Annotated in this window: 11 protein-coding genes and 2 pseudogenes; 6 read left to right on the top strand and 7 right to left on the bottom strand. The window is 70.6% G+C overall.

The features are described from left to right. From LNW71_RS01270 to LNW71_RS01280, 3 genes are read left to right on the top strand one after another with little or no spacing between them, the layout of a single operon-like run. Nucleotides 1-1,980 (top strand): beta-galactosidase, encoded by a 1,980-nt coding sequence (locus LNW71_RS01270; protein WP_250966518.1) that lies wholly within the window; start codon nt 1-3, stop codon nt 1,978-1,980. Beyond that, nucleotides 1,977-4,247, top strand: a complete 2,271-nt coding sequence (locus LNW71_RS01275) for a glycoside hydrolase N-terminal domain-containing protein (RefSeq protein ID WP_250966519.1) — start codon at nt 1,977-1,979, stop codon at nt 4,245-4,247. Before LNW71_RS01270 ends, LNW71_RS01275 begins: the two co-directional genes overlap by 4 nt. 41 nt (nt 4,248-4,288) lie before the next feature. After that, complete coding sequence (locus LNW71_RS01280; RefSeq protein ID WP_250966520.1) at nt 4,289-5,008, top strand: hypothetical protein; 720 nt, start codon at nt 4,289-4,291, stop codon at nt 5,006-5,008. Nucleotides 5,009-5,060: 52 nt separating this feature from the next. Here the strand turns inward: LNW71_RS01280 and LNW71_RS01285 are convergent, their stop codons facing one another. The 4 genes from LNW71_RS01285 to LNW71_RS01300 form a co-directional block, all read right to left on the bottom strand. Next, the gene (locus LNW71_RS01285; protein ID WP_250966521.1) at nt 5,061-6,068 is read right to left on the bottom strand and encodes a LacI family DNA-binding transcriptional regulator; all 1,008 of its coding nucleotides are present in this window, start codon (nt 6,066-6,068) and stop codon (nt 5,061-5,063) included. Nucleotides 6,069-6,391: 323 nt separating this feature from the next. Beyond that, on the bottom strand, nt 6,392-7,558 hold the full coding sequence (locus tag LNW71_RS01290; protein ID WP_250966522.1) for a pectinesterase family protein: 1,167 nt from the start codon (nt 7,556-7,558) through the stop codon (nt 6,392-6,394). A 156-nt stretch (nt 7,559-7,714) separates the two neighbouring features. Continuing rightward, nucleotides 7,715-8,689 carry an arabinan endo-1,5-alpha-L-arabinosidase gene (locus LNW71_RS01295; RefSeq protein WP_250966523.1) on the bottom strand — a complete coding sequence of 325 codons (975 nt, stop codon included), beginning with the start codon at nt 8,687-8,689 and terminating at the stop codon, nt 7,715-7,717. 150 nt (nt 8,690-8,839) lie between these two features. Next, a complete protein-coding gene (locus LNW71_RS01300) occupies nt 8,840-9,652 on the bottom strand; it encodes a class I SAM-dependent methyltransferase (RefSeq protein ID WP_250966524.1) in 813 nt (270 codons plus the stop codon). A gap of 357 nt (nt 9,653-10,009) precedes the next feature. Between LNW71_RS01300 and LNW71_RS01305 the strand changes: the two genes are divergently transcribed. Further along, complete coding sequence (locus LNW71_RS01305; RefSeq protein ID WP_250966525.1) at nt 10,010-10,741, top strand: hypothetical protein; 732 nt, start codon at nt 10,010-10,012, stop codon at nt 10,739-10,741. Nucleotides 10,742-11,269: 528 nt separating this feature from the next. Here the strand turns inward: LNW71_RS01305 and rph are convergent. Both rph and LNW71_RS01315 read right to left on the bottom strand, forming a co-directional pair. Then, nucleotides 11,270-13,872 (bottom strand): annotated as a pseudogene (rph, locus tag LNW71_RS01310) (rifamycin-inactivating phosphotransferase). A 552-nt stretch (nt 13,873-14,424) separates the two neighbouring features. Then, nucleotides 14,425-14,796 carry a hypothetical protein gene (locus LNW71_RS01315; protein ID WP_250966526.1) on the bottom strand — a complete coding sequence of 124 codons (372 nt, stop codon included), beginning with the start codon at nt 14,794-14,796 and terminating at the stop codon, nt 14,425-14,427. Between the two features lie 100 nt (nt 14,797-14,896). On the opposite strand from LNW71_RS01315, the gene LNW71_RS01320 reads away from it, so the two are divergent. Continuing rightward, a complete protein-coding gene (locus LNW71_RS01320) occupies nt 14,897-15,400 on the top strand; it encodes a GNAT family N-acetyltransferase (RefSeq protein WP_250966527.1) in 504 nt (167 codons plus the stop codon). A 161-nt stretch (nt 15,401-15,561) separates the two neighbouring features. Beyond that, nucleotides 15,562-16,544, top strand: a pseudogene (locus LNW71_RS01325) (IS481 family transposase). Between the two features lie 86 nt (nt 16,545-16,630). Here LNW71_RS01325 and LNW71_RS01330 read toward each other — a convergent pair. Continuing rightward, a complete protein-coding gene (locus LNW71_RS01330; RefSeq protein WP_250966528.1) occupies nt 16,631-17,158 on the bottom strand; it encodes a GNAT family N-acetyltransferase in 528 nt (175 codons plus the stop codon). Nucleotides 17,159-17,165: the final 7 nt, after the last annotated feature.

The raw sequence follows: 17,165 nt of genomic DNA on the forward strand, positions 1-17,165 counted from the left end.
ATGCCGTCCCTGCGCGACGCGGCCCGTGGCCGCATCCTCTTCGGAGGCGACTACAACCCCGAACAGTGGCCCGAGGACGTGTGGGAGGACGACGCCCGGCTGATGAAGGAGGCCGGGGTCAACTCCGTCACCCTCGGCGTCTTCTCCTGGGCGAAGATGGAACCACGCCCAGGTGAGCGGGAGTTCGGCTGGCTGGACCGGCTGATGGACCTGATGCACGCCCATGGCATCGGTGTCGTGCTCGCCACGCCGACCGCGTCCCCGCCGCCCTGGATGGGGGCCCGGCATCCGGAGACCCTGCCGCGCACGGAGGACGGGGCGGTCGTCTGGTACGGGTCGCGGCAGCAGTTCTGTGCGAGCTCCCCCGTCTACCGGCGCTACGCCGCGGCGCTCACCGAGGACCTCGCGGCGCGGTACGCGAACCACCCGGCGCTCACCGTGTGGCACATCAACAACGAGTACTGCACCCACTGCTGGTGCGACGGAACGGCCGCGCACTTCCGCCGCTGGCTGCGGAGCCGGTACGGCACGGTCGGTGCTCTCAACGAGGCCTGGGGCACGGCGTTCTGGAGCCAGCGCTACGACACCTGGGAGGAGATCCTGCCGCCGCGCAAGGCGCAGTACATGAGGAACCCTGCGCAGGTGCTGGACTTCAAGCGGTTCACGTCCGACGCGCTGATGGAGTGCTACGTCGCCGAGCGCGACATCGTCGCCCGGCACACCCCGCACATTCCGGTGACGACCAACTTCATGCCGCTGTGGTCGGGGCAGGACGCCTGGGCCTGGTCGGCCCAGGAGGACATCGTCTCCGTCGACATCTATCCGGACCCCAGGGACCCGCAGGGCGGGCAGTACAACGCGATGCTCGCCGACATGACGCGTTCGCAGGCCGCCGGGCCGTGGATGCTCATGGAACAGGCGGCCGGCCCGGTCAACTGGCGGGGTGTCAACCATCCCAAGCCCGAAGGTCTCAACCGGCTCTGGTCGCTGCAGTCGGTGGCGCGCGGCGCGGACGCCGTCTGCTACTTCCAGTGGCGGCAGTCCCGGCAGGGCTCGGAGAAGTTCCACTCCGGGATGCTCACCCACGCCGGCGAACAGGGGCGTACCTTCCGCGAGATCAAGCGGCTCGGGGCGGAACTGGCCGCGATCGGCCCGGCGGTCGGCGGCAGCGACGTGCCCGCCGAGGTGGCGATCCTGCACGACTGGGACTCCTGGTGGGCAGGCGCGCAGGAGGGCCGGCCGTCCTCGCTGCTGGACTACGCGGAGGTCGTGCAGAGCTGGCACCGGGCGCTGTGGGAGAACGGCGTCGTCACGGAGTTCGCCCGCCCCGACGCCGATCTGAGCCGGTTCAGGGCCGTGGCCGTGCCGCACCTGTATCTGCTGACGGACCGCGCCGTCGAGAACCTCGTGGCGTACGTGCGCGGCGGCGGGACGCTGGTCTGCGGCTTCTTCAGCGGGGTCGCGGACGTGGACGACCGGATCAGGCCGGGTGGCATGGACGCACGGCTGCGTGAGCTGTTCGGCATCCGCACACTGCATGAGTGGTGGCCGCTCGACGCGGGCTCGTCCGTGGAGTGCGACGGCTTCCGCGGCGGGATCTGGTCGGAGGAGCTGGAGGCGGAGGCGGACACCGAGGTGGTGGCCGCCTACCGCGACGGTGAGCTCGCCGGGCTGCCCGCGGTGCTGCGCAGGGGCCGGGCCTGGTACCTGTCGACACTGCCCGAACCGAAGGCGCTGCGCGCACTGCTCGGCGGGGTGGTGCGGGAGGCCGGTGCGGAACCGGTGCTGCCGGGGCTGCCCGACGGCGTGGAGGCGGTCCGCCGCGGCGAGCTGCTCTTCCTGCTCAACCACGGCAGGGCCGCGGTCACCGTGACCGTGCCGGGCGGCGCCCAGGAGGACCTGCTGACCGGCCGCGCGGTGGACGGACCGGTCGAGCTGGGCCGGTACGGCGTGGCCGTGCTGCGAAGCGCCGCGCCATGACCGGCCGCTCGCCCATCGACGGCACGTGGGAGCCGCGCCCCGCCACCCGCTGGGAGGACGCCTTCCTCAGCGGCAACGGCCGGCACGGCGCGATGGTGTACGGGGACCCGGCCGACGACCGGGTCGTCGTCAACCACCACACCCTGGTCAGGCCGAACGGCAGCGAGCACACCCGTCCGCCCGAGCTCGCGGACCGGCTGGACCGGCTGCGGGACTCCCTGCTTGCCGGGGACACCACGGCCGCCGAGCGGTTCGGCGCGGGACGGCCGCTGGTGTGGGTGCAGCCCTTCCACCCGGCGTTCCAGACCCGGATCCGTCCGGCCTCCGGCTCAGGCTCCGGGCACGTGTCCGGCTCCGGCTCCGCCGAGGAGGCGCCGCCGGCCGGCTACCGCCGCACGGTCGACTTCGCCACCGGGGAGGTCACGGCCGTCTGCGAGGGCCGGCGCAGCCAGGTCTTCGTCTCCCGCGCCGACGACGTGATCGTCCAGTACGTCGCAGGCCCCGGGCTCGCGGTGGACCTGACCCTGGACCACGCACTGCCCGGGGCGCCGCCGGGACTGGGCATCGGGCGCAGCACCGTACTGGCTCCGGGCGGCGGCCGGCTGGCGCTGCGCGTGGGCTACCCGGACAGCGAGCTCGGCTACACGGGTGTGACCGTGGTCCGGGCGGACGGCGGCAGGGTGTCGGTGGCCGGTGAGGGCGTCCGCGTCGAGGGGGCCCGGAGTCTGCTGCTGCTCACCCGGGTGCGCCGCCACGCGGGCGACCTCGACCTCGCGGCGGAGTGCGCCGCGCTCCCTCGCGACGACTACCCGACGCTGCTCGCCCGGCACCGTTCGCTACACCGCAAGGCGTTCCGGCGGGCCTCCCTCACCCTGGACGCGGAGCCGACCGAACGCCTGCTGCCCGGGAGCGAGTTGACCCGCCTGGCCGGCAGTCCCGCACTCCTGGAGCGGCTGTTCGCGGCCGGGCGCTACCACCTGCTCTCGTCCTCGGGCGTGCTGCCGCCCCGGCTGACCGGTCTGTGGACGGGCGACTGGGACACGGCGTGGTCGGGGGCGTTCACCACCAATGCCAACCTCAACCTCCAGATCGCGTCGGCCGCGGCCGCTGCGCTCCCCGAGGTCTCCCTGGCCCACGCCGCCCTGGTGTACGGACAGCTGGGCGACTGGCGGGACAACGCCCGGGCGATCTTCGGCGCGCGGGGAATCGTCGCCCCGTCCCACACCGACGGTGAGTCCGGCCACACCCGGCACTACCAGCGCGCGTATCCGCTGCACCTGTGGACGGCCGGCGCGGACTGGCTCCTGCACCCGCTGCTCGAACACGCGGAGACCAGCGGGGTGACGGACCCCCGGCTGGTGGAGGCGCTGCATGAAGCCGCCCTGTTCTACGAGGACTTCCTCACCCGCACCGCCCCCGACGGCACCGTCGCCGTCGTGCCGTCGTACTCGCCGGAGAACCGCCCGGCCAACGCGAGCTGGGGGACGGTCAACGCGACGATGGACCTCGCGGCCGCCCGCCACGCGCTGACCACGTCGGCAGCCCACTGCCCCGCCCCTTCGGTGGCCGTGCGCCGGCGCGCTCTGGCGGACCGGCTGCCCGGCCACCTCGTCAACGAGGACGGCGCACTCGCCGAATGGGCGTGGCCGGGTCTCAGGGAGAGTTACGACCACCGCCACCTCAGCCATCTCTACCCGGTGTGGCCGCTGGACGCGGTCAACCCGTACGACACCCCGGAGCTGTCGGCCGCCGCACACCGCGCCCTGGAGCTGCGCGGCCCGGAGAACGACTCCGCCCACGGCCATCTGCACCACGCCCTGATCGCCGCGCGGCTGCGGGACGGCGCGCGGGCCTCCGCGGCGCTGGGCGCGGTGCTGGCGGGCGACTACTTCCACGATTCCCTGATGAGCGCGCACTATCCGTCCCGCGACGTCTACAACGCGGACGCCGCCCATGCGCTGCCCGCGGCGGTGATCGAGTCGCTCGTCCAGTCGACACCGCACCGGCTGGTCCTGCTGCCCGCACCGCTGTCCGGCTGCCCGAGCGGTGAACTGCGCGGTGTCCGCACCAGGTTCGGAGCGGGCCTGGACCTGCGCTGGTCCGCCGACGGCACCGCGACCGCGGTGCTGCACCCCACCCGTGACGCCCGGGTCGATGTCCGTACGGGCGACGGGAGCATCCTCACCGATTCCTCCGCCGGCAGCACCGCGGCTCCGCTGGAGCTGACAGCCGGCGTGGACCGCATCCTCGAACTGAGGCCGCGGTAGCACTCCCCCCACCCCATCCCCCCACCATGGAAGGGACAACCATGGCAACACACACCCGCACCCGCACCCTCAGCAGGTTCGCGATGGCTCCGATAACGGCATTGGCGGCCCTCATCGGCTTCGCCGCCGCCCCCGCCCAGGCCGCGATCTGGTCCTCCTCGGACCAGTGGGGCAACTACACCACCTCCGACGGCTACACCCTGTACAACAACATCTGGGGTTCCGGCGCGGGCTCGCAGTCCATCTGGGCCAACTCCTCCAGCAACTGGGGCGTCTCGGCCGACCACCCGAACACCGGCGGCATCAAGTCGTACCCCAACGCCAAGAAGGTCGTCGGCAAGTCCATCACCTCGCTGGCGTCGCTGACCAGCAACTACAACGTCACCGTCCCGTCGTCCGGCGCGTACAACACCTCGTACGACATCTGGGACACCGACTACGACTACGAGGTCATGCTCTGGGTCAACTACAACGGCGCGGTGGGTCCGCTCGGCACCTCGCAGGGCACGGTGAGCCTCGGCGGTCACTCCTGGACCGTCTACAAGGGCGACAACGGGGCCAACCAGGTCTTCTCGTTCCTGCGCACCTCGGACTCCACCTCGGGTTCGGTGGACATCCTGCCGATCCTGAAGTGGATCAAGGACACCAAGGGCTGGTGGGGCAACGAGACCATCGGTGACGTGCAGTTCGGCTACGAGGTCACCTCGTCCGCGGGCGGCCTGGACTTCACGACGAACGGGTTCGGCGTCTCCGCGAGCTGAGCCGTACGCACAAGGAGCCGGCTCCCTCGCGGGGGCCGGCTCGTGCGCGCGCTCACCTCGGGGCGGGGCCGGTACTCTCCCGTACCGTCAACTCCGGTGCCAGCAGCTCCACTTCGTCCGTGCCCCGACCGGAGAGCTTGGCGACGACCTGTTCGACCGCGCGGCGCCCCATCTCCTGGGCGGGTATGGCCACCGAGGTCAGGCGCACCGAGGCCTGCGAGGCCACCTGCTCGGGGCAGATCGCGACCACGGACACGTCCTCGGGTACGGCCCGGCCCTGCTGGCGCAGCAGGTTGAGCAGCGGCTCCACCGCCGACTCGTTCTGCACGATGAACCCGGTGGTGCCGGGGCGCTCGTCGAATATCCGCGACAGGGTCTGCGCCATCGCCGGATAGCCGCCCTCGCAGGGCCGGTGCAGGACCCGCACGCCGGCCTCCTGCGCCTTGGCCCGAACGCCGTCGACGGTCCGCTCGGCGAAGCCGGTGTGCCGTTCGTACACCGCGGCCGCCTCGCCGATCACGGCGACCTCGCGGTGCCCGAGACCGGCGAGGTGCTCCACGCAGAGCGCTCCGGTCGCCTCGAAGTCGAGGTCCACACAGGTGAGCCCGTCGGTGCCGGCGGGCAGCCCGATGAGCACGGCCGTGCGCTCGGTCTCCCGCAGCAGCGGCAGCCGTTCGTCGTGCAGCTCGACGTCCATCAGGATCATGGCGTCGGCGAGCGAGCTCCCGGCGATACGCCGTACCGCGGCGGGACCCTCCTCGCCGGTGAGGAGAAGGACGTCGTAGCCGTGGGTGCGGGCCGTGGTGGCGACCGCTATGGCGATCTCCATCATCACCGGGACGTACATGTCGGTGCGCAGCGGCACCATCAGCGCGATGATGTTCGACCGGCTGCTCGCGAGGGCGCGTGCGCCCGCGTTGGGGTGGTAGCCGAGCTGCTGGATGCTCCGCTCCACCCGCTCCCTGGTGGGTACCGAGATGGACCGCTTCCCGCTGAGGACGTAGCTCACCGTGCTTGCGGAGACTCCGGCGTGCTGCGCGACCTCGGCAAGGGTGACCATTCGGCTCTCCATCACAGGACGACTCGGCAACCGGCACACCTGCCGGCCGGGCCGGCAGCCACGACGAGATGCGGCGAAGCGCTTCGACTTCCTGCCATCTACCTGTGACATGCACGGATGATGCGAAGCCTAGACCTGGATACAGAGCGTGTCCATAGCACTGTCGAAGCGCTTCGACTCCTGGCCCCGAGCCCGTACGGACAGTCACGGTCGAGCCGACGCTCACGGTCAACCGTACGGCCACCGCCACGATATGCCCGACTCCCGGCCCCGGACACCGTCGGCACCGGGATCTCCCTGGCCCAGGAAGGGCCGGCAGGGGCTCAGGAGGCCGACGGGGTCCAGCCTCCCAGCCAGTCGGCGGTCTCCTGTCCGGCCGCCTGGGCATCCGTCAGCTGCGGCCGGTCACCGCTCGCCGGACCCGAACCCGGCCCGCTGTTGCGGTACTCGGCGAACCGGTCGTCCTTCCAGGAGAAGCCGCTCATGTCGGTCCACGGCGCCGCCTTGACCGCGGCGCTCAGGGTGGTGTTACGGAAGGTGGCCATCGGGTCCAGCGAGGCGTCGCCGCCGGCGTGCCAGGGGCGGCCGAGGTAGAAGGAGGCCCCGGAGACACTCCCCTCGACCGTGCAGTCGTTGATCAGGAAGCCCTTGCGGCCGGCGGCCGTACTGGGCGCGGTGACGTACCCCGCCGAGCTCCCGTCCCACCGCTTCTTCAGGGTGATCACCGACGCGTCGATCACCGCGCTCGCCCGGCCGAAGACGAAGTCCACGTTGCCCACGACGGACGAGCCGGTCATGTAGACCCGGCCCGGCCTGTCCTTGGACGCGGTGTCGAGCAGCAGGGTGTCCTGGTCGCCCTCGGTGACGATCGAGTCGAGGAACACCTTGTCGGCCGCGGTGCGCAGCGCGACCGCCTGCAGTCCGCTCATGCCCTGGTGGGAGGCCTCGTCGAAGTCGTTGGAGATGGTGAGGTTGCGGGCCTGGAAGCCGTCCGCCTCGGCCGCGACGGTCGCGCTGCCGCTCGTGCCGTACGTCCCCGAACCGTCGGGCTTCTCGGTGCCTGAGGCGTTGTCGTGGACGATGACGGTGCTCGTGCGGCTGGGGCCGCTGCCCTGCAGGGTGACGTTCTGCTTGGTGGCGGGGACCTTCACCGTCTCGCGGTACGTCCCGGGCGCGATGGAGATGACGGTCCGGGCCGTGTTGCCGGCGGGCACGGCGTCCACGGCGGCCTGCACGGTGGTGTACCGGCCGCTGCCGTCCTTGGCGACGGTGAGCGTGCTCGCGGCGGGGGCCTCGGGTGCGGCCTCCGCCCGGACCGAGGAGGCGGCCGCCGTCACGGCGGTGACGCCGGCGGTGTCCGGCACCTTCGGCGCACCGGTCGCCGTGGTGGCGGCGAAGGCGGCCGCCAGGGCGGTGCCGGCCGCTGTCGCCACTCCCAGCCCGGTTCTGCGGCTGAGGTGACTGCTGCGGCGCTTACCGCCTGCGGACATGTGGGGGGCGTGCTGCGCCGTTCGGCAATCCGCTGTCATGACCTGAACCGTTCCGTCGGGGGAAGAGGGCGTTCAGGTACTGGTTGCCGCCGGGCGGCCGGATGGTTGCTGCCCGCACCCGGCCGTCCGCGTGGTGCGGCTCGGGCGCGGGCAGGGTCAGTAGGCGACGGGCCAACCGCTGCTCCAGTTCAGGAGGTTGACCCCGAGCTTCGGGGTCCCGTTGTCCTGGCCGTCGTAGTAGTGGTAGACGAGCAGATCGCCGTCGGAGTCGGCCAGCACCGACTGCCCGCCGGGACCGATGTAGCGGCCGTGCGACTCCAGCACCGCCGTACCGCCGTTGTTCAACATGTTCACGCCGTCGCGGTCGTAGTACGGACCGGTGACAGCGGTGGCACGGCCGACCTTGACCTTGTACGTGGAGGAAGTGCCCGCGCAGCACGTGTCGTACGAGGCGAACAGGTAGTAGTAGCCGCCCCGTTTCACGACGGACGGCGCCTCGACCGCCTTGGTCCCGGTGGGGCGGGAGGCCAGTGCGCGGCGGGCGGTGTCACCGGCGTACTGCTTGCCGGTCGACGGATCGAGCCGGATCATCTTGATCCCGGTCCACCAGGAGCCGAAGGACAGCCACCACTTCCCGTCGTCGTCCACGAAGAGGTTGGGGTCGATGGCGTTGTAGTCGCTCGACGCGCCCGAGGTGTAGACCGTGCCGCTGTCCGTCCAGCTGCCCGGCTGCCCGGTGGTGGAGACGGCCAGCCCGATGGCGGAGGTGTTCGACCCGAAGGACGAGACCGCGTAGTACATCAGGTACTTGCCACCGTGATACGAGATGTCCGGCGCCCACGGGTCGGAGGCGGAGGAGTACTTCGTCCACCAGCTCGGCGGTGCGGTAAACGCGGATCCGGAACGGCCGAAGGCGGTGCGGTCGGTGGAGGTGCGCAGCTGGAGGTTGTCGCCGGTGGAGTAGAGCAGGTACTGGCCCGAGGGCGTGCGCACCATCGAGGGGTCGTGGACGACGATGTCGCCGGTGACGGCGCCCGGGTTGGGGTAGGCGGACGCACTGCCTGGCACGAGGGCCAGGAGGAACGCGGCGGTGATGACGGCGAGGGACCTGCTGCGGATGGTGCGGCTCATGAGGGGGCCTCCTGCGTTCGATTTACGGGAGGAGCGTGGGGTCGCAAAGCAGTCGTCGCCGGACGAGTTCCGGTTGCCATGAACGCGACACAATTCACCGCTGCTTCGGCGCCGCTCCTGAGTGCAGCAGCAGGCCGGGCCCCTCCGGCTTCATCCCGTGCCCTCCTCGGGCCTCCGTCCCCAGACGGTGAACATGCCGGCCGACAGCGCGGCGCACTCTTCGGACCCCAGATACTCGACCGCCTCGTCAACGGCCGCATCGTCGACCAGGCCGGTGGCGAGCATCGCCGCCCTGCTGCGCTCCCAGGTGTCCACCCAGAACCGGCTGAGGGCACTGTCCGGCAGCAGCGGCGGCGCATGGAGTTCGGCCGCGACGGGCTTGAGCCCCACCCCGCGCAGCAGTTGCGGGTACGAGGGCACCCAGCTGACATCGGTGCCGATCGTGGCGCGCAGCCCCTGCCACATCGCCCGCATCGCCGCGGAGTACGGCGTCGCGGGCGTACGGTCGCTCGTCAGGTCGACCGCGTCGCTGAGCACCAGCACACCGCCGGGTGCGACGAGTTCGGCCAGCGCCGCGATCAGTCGCTCGCGCCCGGGCACGTGCATCAGCACGAAGCGGGCGTGGACCAGCTGGAACCGGCCGGAGACGAAGTCCGGGGCGGTGATGTCGGCCTCCAGCACGTCGAGTCCGGGCAGCGGCCGCTCCCTGAGGAACCGTACGTCGCGGTCCACGGCGAGCACGCTGTCCACCCCGGCCTCGTCCAGCAGCCGGCGGGAGACGGTTCCGGTGCCGGCTCCGACGTCGAGACAGCGCCACCCCGGGCCGGCCCCGACCGCCCGCAGCCGGGCCATGGTGATGTCGTCGTAGGCGAGGGCCCCGAAGTCGATGCGTTCCCCCTCCCCCGCCTGTTCGGGACGGAAGACGGCCTCTCCGTAGCGGCCGTCGCCCGGCACGGCGCTCACGCCTCCTCCGGCGCGAGCGTGTCGTCCTTGACGAGTCCCCGCGCCTGGGCGGCAAGGGACGGAAACAGCGGGTCGCAAGACGGTTTCATGACCGGGCCTCTCCACGCGGTGGGCGGTGCCGGGCAGCCCACCCGGGGCCGCCGCGCCACCGATCCTGCACCGGAGGCCGCCCCCACGGCCGAGGCGCGCCGCGCCTGAGCCGATCAGCCCTGGGGCGCGGCACACGGAGCAGCCACGGTTGGTGACCTTCGCGCCCCGGTCCGGGCTCACGCTTGCCGCCCCGCTCTCGCGGCCGGAAGGGACGGGGCAGGTATTTAATCGGATGTGCGCGGGGCGCGGGGTTGTTAGGTTCGCCGTGTGCCGAAGCTGAATCAGATCATCGCAGTCGAAAAGGGCGTCAAGTCCAAGGCCCTCCAAGAGCTCACCCAGGCTCACCAGGACGTGCAGAAGCCCGCCCTGCTGGCCGGAATCTCCCGGACCTACCAGCCCAAGGACGAGGAGGGCGAGCAGCTGCCGCCCGAGTCCACCCGGGTGCAGATCAAGGCCGAGGACGCCCTGCGGGCGACCGCCGGGACGCTGACGCGGCTCTTCGACGTCACCGCGACGAAGGACTGGGCGAACCGGTCCGCGGTCGCGGACGTGGTGGTCGACGGTACGGTGCTGCTGCCCCAGGTGCCCGTCCCGTACCTGTTGTTCCTGGAGAAGCAACTCACCGACCTGCACACCTTCGTGCGCAAGCTGCCGGTGCTCGACGCCTCCGAGTCGTGGAACCTGGACCCCTCGACGGACTCGTGGAAGACGGACCCGGTGCGGACCATCCGCACGAAGAAGGTTCCGCGCAACCACGTGAAGGCCGAGGCCACGGAGAAGCACCCGGCGCAGGTCGAGGTGTACTACGAGGACGTCCCGGTCGGTTACTGGACCACGGTGAAGTTCTCCGGCGCGCTGCCCGCCCGGCGGGTCAACGAGCTCCTCGATCGCGTCGAGAAGCTCCAGCAGTCCGTCAAGTTCGCCCGCGAGGAGGCGAACAGCACAGAGGTCACCGACCAGCGGGTCGGTGACGCGGTATTCGGCTACCTCTTCCGGTAGCCCCCACATACGCCCTCCGTCGCGAGCGGAGGGTGCGCGATGAGCGCAAGCTGAAACTGATGTTGAAGCTGATGAAGGGGTGTCAGTTGGGGGTTCGAATCCCTCTCCCCGCACCACATGCGGGGGTGGCCCAAGCCTGGCAGAGGCGGCCCCGTGAAACTCAGATTCTCGCTCCAGTCTCAGTATTCGCCGCCGAACACCGGATCGACCGAGCGTGGGCGAACATCGACGGATGGGGGTTCAAGTCCCCTCGGCGCCTCTCTCGTGGCGCTGTAGTTCAAAGGCAGAACACGTCGATCTCAACATGACCCGCGGTTCTTAAACGCCGCCGGTGTGCGCAAATGGGTGGCAAGCTGGAGCCCGGGAGCTGGACATGCTCCCGGGCTCCGTCACGTTCCGGCCCGCGGCTTGTGCGGTGACCGGGACGGTTCCCCGGGTTGAGGGGTCAGGCCGCGGTGGGCGGGGGTCCCCCGCCCCAGGGGATGCTTCTTTCCCTGCGGATTCGCCGATTCCACTCGGGGCGGTCGGTCAAGGCAGGATCTCGATGTACCCGCCGGTTCCGTGCACCCGGATCCGCTGTCCGTCCCGGATCAGCCGGGTGGCCTGCTCCACGCCCACGACGGCCGGCAGACCGTACTCCCGGGCGATCACCGCCCCATGGGTCATCAGGCCGCCCACCTCCGTCACCAGGCCCGCGATCCCGACGAACAGCGGGGACCAGCTGGGGTCCGTGAAGGTCGTGACCAGGATGTCGTCCGCTTCGAGATCGGCATCCGCCATGTCGAGGATGACGCGGGCCCGCCCCTCGATCGTCCCGGTGGAGACCGCCAGACCGATCAGCGCGCCGGCCGGGACGTCGTCGCGCCGGTACGCCCCGCTGATGGCCTCACCGTCCGAGGTGAGCACCCGGGGCGGTGTGAGCGCCCGGTAGGACCGGAAGGCGTCCTTGCGCTGCTGGACGAGCTGTTCATCCGCCCGGTCCGAGCGCACGACGTCGTGGAGTTCCTGAAACGTGAGGTAGAAGATGTCCTCCGCCTCGCGGAGCACGTCGGCCCGCACGAGGCGCTCCGCCTCCGCCAGCAGCGCCTGCTTGTAGACGGAGTAGCGGCTGATGATGCCGTACTTCGGGTACTCCCGGTACCCGATGAAGGTCCTGACCCGGTCGATCATCCGCTTGGCCTCGTCGGCCTTCCGGTCCCCGTCCGGCAGGGCCCGCAGGCGTGTCAGCACGTCCAGTTCCTTCTTCTGCGCCTTCAGCCGCCCTTGTTCGAAGCGCCGCTCGGCGGCGCCCGGCTCGAAGTTCCTGACGTTGTCGAGGATCACGGGCACGAGGGTGCTGGGGCGTTCGCGCCAGCGTGGCCTCGTGATGTCGATCTCGGCGACGCAGCGCATGCCGTACCGGTCGAGGTAGGCCTCGATGGCGTCGCGCGCTGCCGTCCCGCCCGCGAGCTTGGCCAGCTCGTCCAGGAAGCCGTCGTCCTCGACGCCCTGCAGGAACTCGACCACCTCCGGCAGCGGGCGGATCACGTCCGCGACGTCGAGCAGCGCCAGTCCCATCTCCGACGTGATGTTGCCGGGGGCGGACAGCGTGAGCGTGTCAGCCGCGTTCTTCTCGCCGAGCCACTCCTGCAGCTTGTCGTTGAGCCACCAGGTGGCCTCCATCCCCGCCATGATCACCTGCATGCTCAGCGGATCGCTGAGGACCCGCTTGTGCTCCTCGAACGCCTCCAGCAGGAAGTCGAACAGCGCCGGGCCCGCCTTCGTCCGGATGTCGCGCTCCAGGGCGGCGACGGACACCTGGCTGCGCTCGATCAGCTCGGTGACGAGGGCCGGATCGGTCTCGATCGGGGCGGACCGACCGCGGGCCGGCGCAGCGCCGGGAGCCGCGTCCGGGAGCGACGGGACGAAGCCGTCGCGGTCGAGGACGGTCTCCAGCGCGTCCCTGACCAGCGGATCGCCTTTCCCCATGACGTCCAGCAGAGCGGCGCGGCTCGCGGGCGAGGCCAGGCGCCCGGTGACGTCGACGAAGAGCCGCCCGCCGGCCTCGTGCATCGCCACCATGGCCGTCCGCTGCCACATGGAGTACCCAGAGGCCTCATGGCGTCGGTCATCATCTGCTGATGGCCGACGGACACGTAGACGTGGTTCTCCTCGTCGCCGGTCTCGGGGACGGGGACGGGGAACAGTGTCGTGATCGGCCGGCTCTGAACGATCCGGAAGCCGTCATCGGCCAGGCACCATTCGATGTCCTGCGGGCTGCCGAAGTGCGCTTCGATCCGCCGCCCGAGCTCCACCAGCCGCACGGCCTGCGCGTCCGTCAGCGCCGGCTGCTCCTGCCGCTCCGAGCCGATCGCCACTTCCTGCGTACCGCCGGCCGGCAGCGCCTCGACGGCACGCTGCTTGGCGGCGATCGTCCTGGCCTCGACCTCGCCGTTTCGCACCTTGAAGACGTCCGGGTTCACCAGGCCGGAGACCAGTGCCTCGCCGAGGCCGAAGCCGGCGTCCACGGTGGCGACCTTCCGGTTGCCGGTGACGGGGTCGGCCGTGAACAGGATGCCGGACGCGTGCGGGAAGACCATCCGCTGCACGACCACGGCCATGTGGACCGTGCGGTGGTCGATGCCGTTCCGCCGGCGGTAGGTCACGGCCCGCTCGGTGAACAGCGAGGCCCAGCAACGACTGAGGTGCTGGAGGATCGCCGCAGGCCCCACGACGTTCAGGTACGTGTCCTGCTGGCCCGCGAAGGAGGCCGTCGGCAGGTCCTCCGCCGTCGCGCTGGACCGGACGGCGTACGCGGCCTGCTCGCCGAGCCGGGAGAGCGCGCGCGTGACCGCCGTCGCGAGATCGCCCGGAATCGCAGTCCCTTCGACGGCCCGGCGGATCTGCGCGCTGAGCGTGCGGATCGCCTCCCGGTCGTCCGGGTTCACGCGCGACAGCTCTTCAAGCAGCTCGTCGATCGACGGCACTTGCGCCATGATCCGGCGGAAGGCGTCCGTCGTCACGCAGAAGCCATCAGGCACGGCGATGCCGTCGATCCGCGACAGCCCGCCCAGGTGGGCGCCCTTGCCGCCGACGACGGCGACCTGCGTCTCCTCGATGTCCTGAAGATCCAGCACGTACTGCCCGGTCATCGCGATACCTCCGAGGCAGTCGTGCTCCGTCGCGCTGCGGTGGCCGATCGGATCACCGACGCCTCCCACCCTGTCGAGCCATTGGTCGAGCACTTCCTCATCCTTGGTTGCCTTCGCTCAGCCGAACCGGCCGGCCGCTCCGCCGAGCCGCCGACGCGTACCCCCGCACCTGCGCGCCGAGCACCCGCAACTGCACTGCCGGTCCCGGTCCCTCCGCTGGTTCGACGTCTCCTCGTCCCTCATACGTCGGCAACAGCACACGCACGTCGTGGCCCCATTTCCGCAAATTGTGGCATCGGCCGACGATTGTGCACCGCGACCAGGGCCTTGCGGCAAGCCCCCCAGTGCGCTATAAGTTGAGAGTGGCAAGGAGAGCTCTCTCCTTGCCTTTTGTTTTTTGCCGCCCCTGGGACCTGACAAGCACCTCGCGAAGCGGGCGGTGGTGCCTCGCGTACGGATACACGGCCGTCGGCCGCGGCACTGCCGTGGTGTCCGCCATCCGCCTCCGGGTCAGGCGCGTGCCCGATGGAGCGACACCTGGGCAGCCATCGGTCAGCGACCGGGCTGGACCACGGACCGGTAGAGGTGCTCCCGCCCGTCGTTGTCCTCGAACTCCAGGGTGAAGGGCATGCCCAGCTCCTTCAGGGCCGCCAGCAGGACAGTGAGGCGGCCGGGGTCCACGAACCCGCTGAACAGCACGGGATCCGCCGGCATCAGCTCAAGCTCGGCGAAGGAACTCCCGACCTCGAAATCGGTCCAGCTCGACCGGCGGACCGCCCAGCCGGCGGAGTGAAAGACCTCGGCCGCGTGTGGAGCGCCGGCTGTTGCCGTGAGGGATCCCCAGATGTTGTTCCCACGACCGGCCTGCGCCCTGGCAGCCGCGTCGAGGCCCGGCCCGCCTGTCCCGCCGGAGGTGAAGTCCACGCCGGACGGTAGCAGGCGGCCCTGCCCGGGTGTACCGCCCCGTGAGGTCGGTCAGTACTCCGGCCGCAGTTCGTGGTGACGCGTGGGGCAGAGTGGGGGCATGGCTACGTACGAGACGATGTCGTTCCGGCTCGAGACCGAGCGGTTGGTACTGCGGCCGTGGGCCGAGTCGGACGCCGCTGAGTTCCGCGACCTGCTCTGCGAACGCGGCAAGGGGACCCCCACGGTTGAGCACGCCCGGACGTCGATCGCGAAGCTGCTCACCGCGACGGCGACAACGGGGATCGCCCTGCTGCCCATCCAGCGCCGCGACGAAGGTGACTTCATAGGCTATTGCGGGTTGATCATCGGCCGCTCCAGCCTGGAGGAACCCGAGATCGCGTATGAGCTGTTCCAGCGCGTGCACGGGCGTGGCTACGCCACCGAGGCAGCCGGCGCGGTACTCGACGCCGCTGCTGCGACCGGACGCAGGCGGCTCTGGTCGACCGTCGGCGCGTGGAACGCACCGTCGTTGCGCGTCCTTGAGAAGCTCGGCTTCGACCGGGATCACGTCTCCACGGAAGACAGCGGTGAAGTGGTATGGCTCACGCGCGAGTTGCCGTGACGCGCGGTCGCGCCCCCGCGGTTTCGCGCCCACATGATCGCGTGGGCTGGGGCGGCTAGGTGTATTGATCACGAGCGTTGTTGACACTCGGCAGGTCTTGAACATGACGAAGACCTCCGATGTGGTGGAGCTGTCTAGGACTGCACCACACGGAGGTCTTCGTGTCCCACCGTAATGCCCGGCTGACCGTTCACGGCAGGCGGATCCTGGTCGAACGAGTCCTTGCGGGCCGTCCGGTCGCCCACATCGCCGCGGAGATGGGCATATCGCGGCCCACCGCCCATAAATGGGTCCGCAGGTGGCGGGTCGAGGGCGAGGCCGGCCTGCACGACCGCTCCAGCCGTCCGCACTCGACGCCGCACCGCACGGCCTCCGACACGGAAGCCGCCGTCTGTGATCTGCGGCAGGCCCGCAAACTCGGCCCGGCCCGCATCGGCCCGATTCTGGGGCTGCCCGCCTCCACAGTCCACCGGATCCTTACTCGCCACGGCCTGAACCGGCTGGCCTGGCTGGACCGGCCGACCGGAGAGCCGATCCGCCGCTACGAGCGCGACCGCCCCGGCGAGCTGGTCCACGTCGACATCAAGAAACTCGGCAACATTCCCGACGGCGGCGGCTGGCGCACCGTCGGCCGCACAGCCGGCGACCACAACCGCCAGGCCACCACCGACCAGCGCAAGAGCTGCAAACCAGTGATCGGCTACAGCTACATCCACTCCGCCGTCGACGACCACTCCCGCCTCGCCTACAGCGAAGTCCTCACCAACGAAAGGCAGGAAACCGCAGCCGGATTCTGGCAACGGGCCCAAGCGTTCTTCACCGCCCACGGCATCACCGTCGAACGCGTCCTGACCGACAACGGCTCCTGCTACAAATCCAGGCTCTTCACCCAGACCCTGGCCGCGGCTGGCATCACCCACAAGAAGATCAGGCCCTACCGACCGCAGACCAACGGCAAAGTCGAGCGCTTCAACCGCACCCTGCTGGACGAGTGGGCCTACCTACGGCCGTACACCACCAACACCGAACGAACCCAAGCCCTGGCAGACTTCCTCCACACCTACAACCACCACCGCTGCCACACCGCACTCGGAGGCCAGCCCCGATCAGCCGAGTGAACAACGCTCCGGGTCAATACAGCTAGGGCGTGTTTTGAAAGTAGCGTCCGCCGCCGGGCAGGCGGGACTTTCAAAACACGCCCTAAGGGCGGGGACAGCCCTTAGGACGAGGTCAGTCGCCGAGGATCCGCTCCCACAGCAGGCCGTCCCGCCAGCTCCCGTCGAGGAAGATCGCGGAGTGCGTGACTCCGTACGGGTGGAACCCGTTGCGGCGCAGCACCCGCTGCGACGGCAGGTTCTCCAGATTCGTGGACGCCTCGGCGCGGTGCAGCCCGAGTTCGTCCGTCATCACCCGGAGCACAAGCCCGACGGCGTGCCCGGCGTGCCCCTGGTTCTGGGCGATGCCGGCGATCCAGTAGCCGACGGAGCCGCGGCGCAGGTGCGGCTGCGGCAGAATGCCTCCGACCGTGACCTGTCCGATCACCTGGCCGTCGGCGAGCACCACGCCCGGCCAGACCGTGCCGGCCCGGTGTCCCGCCAGCAGGCTGTCGATCCGCTGCGCCTGGCCCTGCGGGGTGAAGAAGTCGGCCGGCTGGGCCGGTTCCCACGGCCGGAAAGCCTCGAAGTCCCGCTCCCGGTGCGCGGCGATGGCGGCGGCGTCGGCGGGCTCGATCAGACGGATCGTGGTGCCGCTGTGCATGGGCTGG

Origin of the sequence: Streptomyces sp. RKAG290, from assembly GCF_023701695.1 — a bacterium.
Classification (GTDB): Bacteria; Actinomycetota; Actinomycetes; order Streptomycetales; family Streptomycetaceae; genus Streptomyces.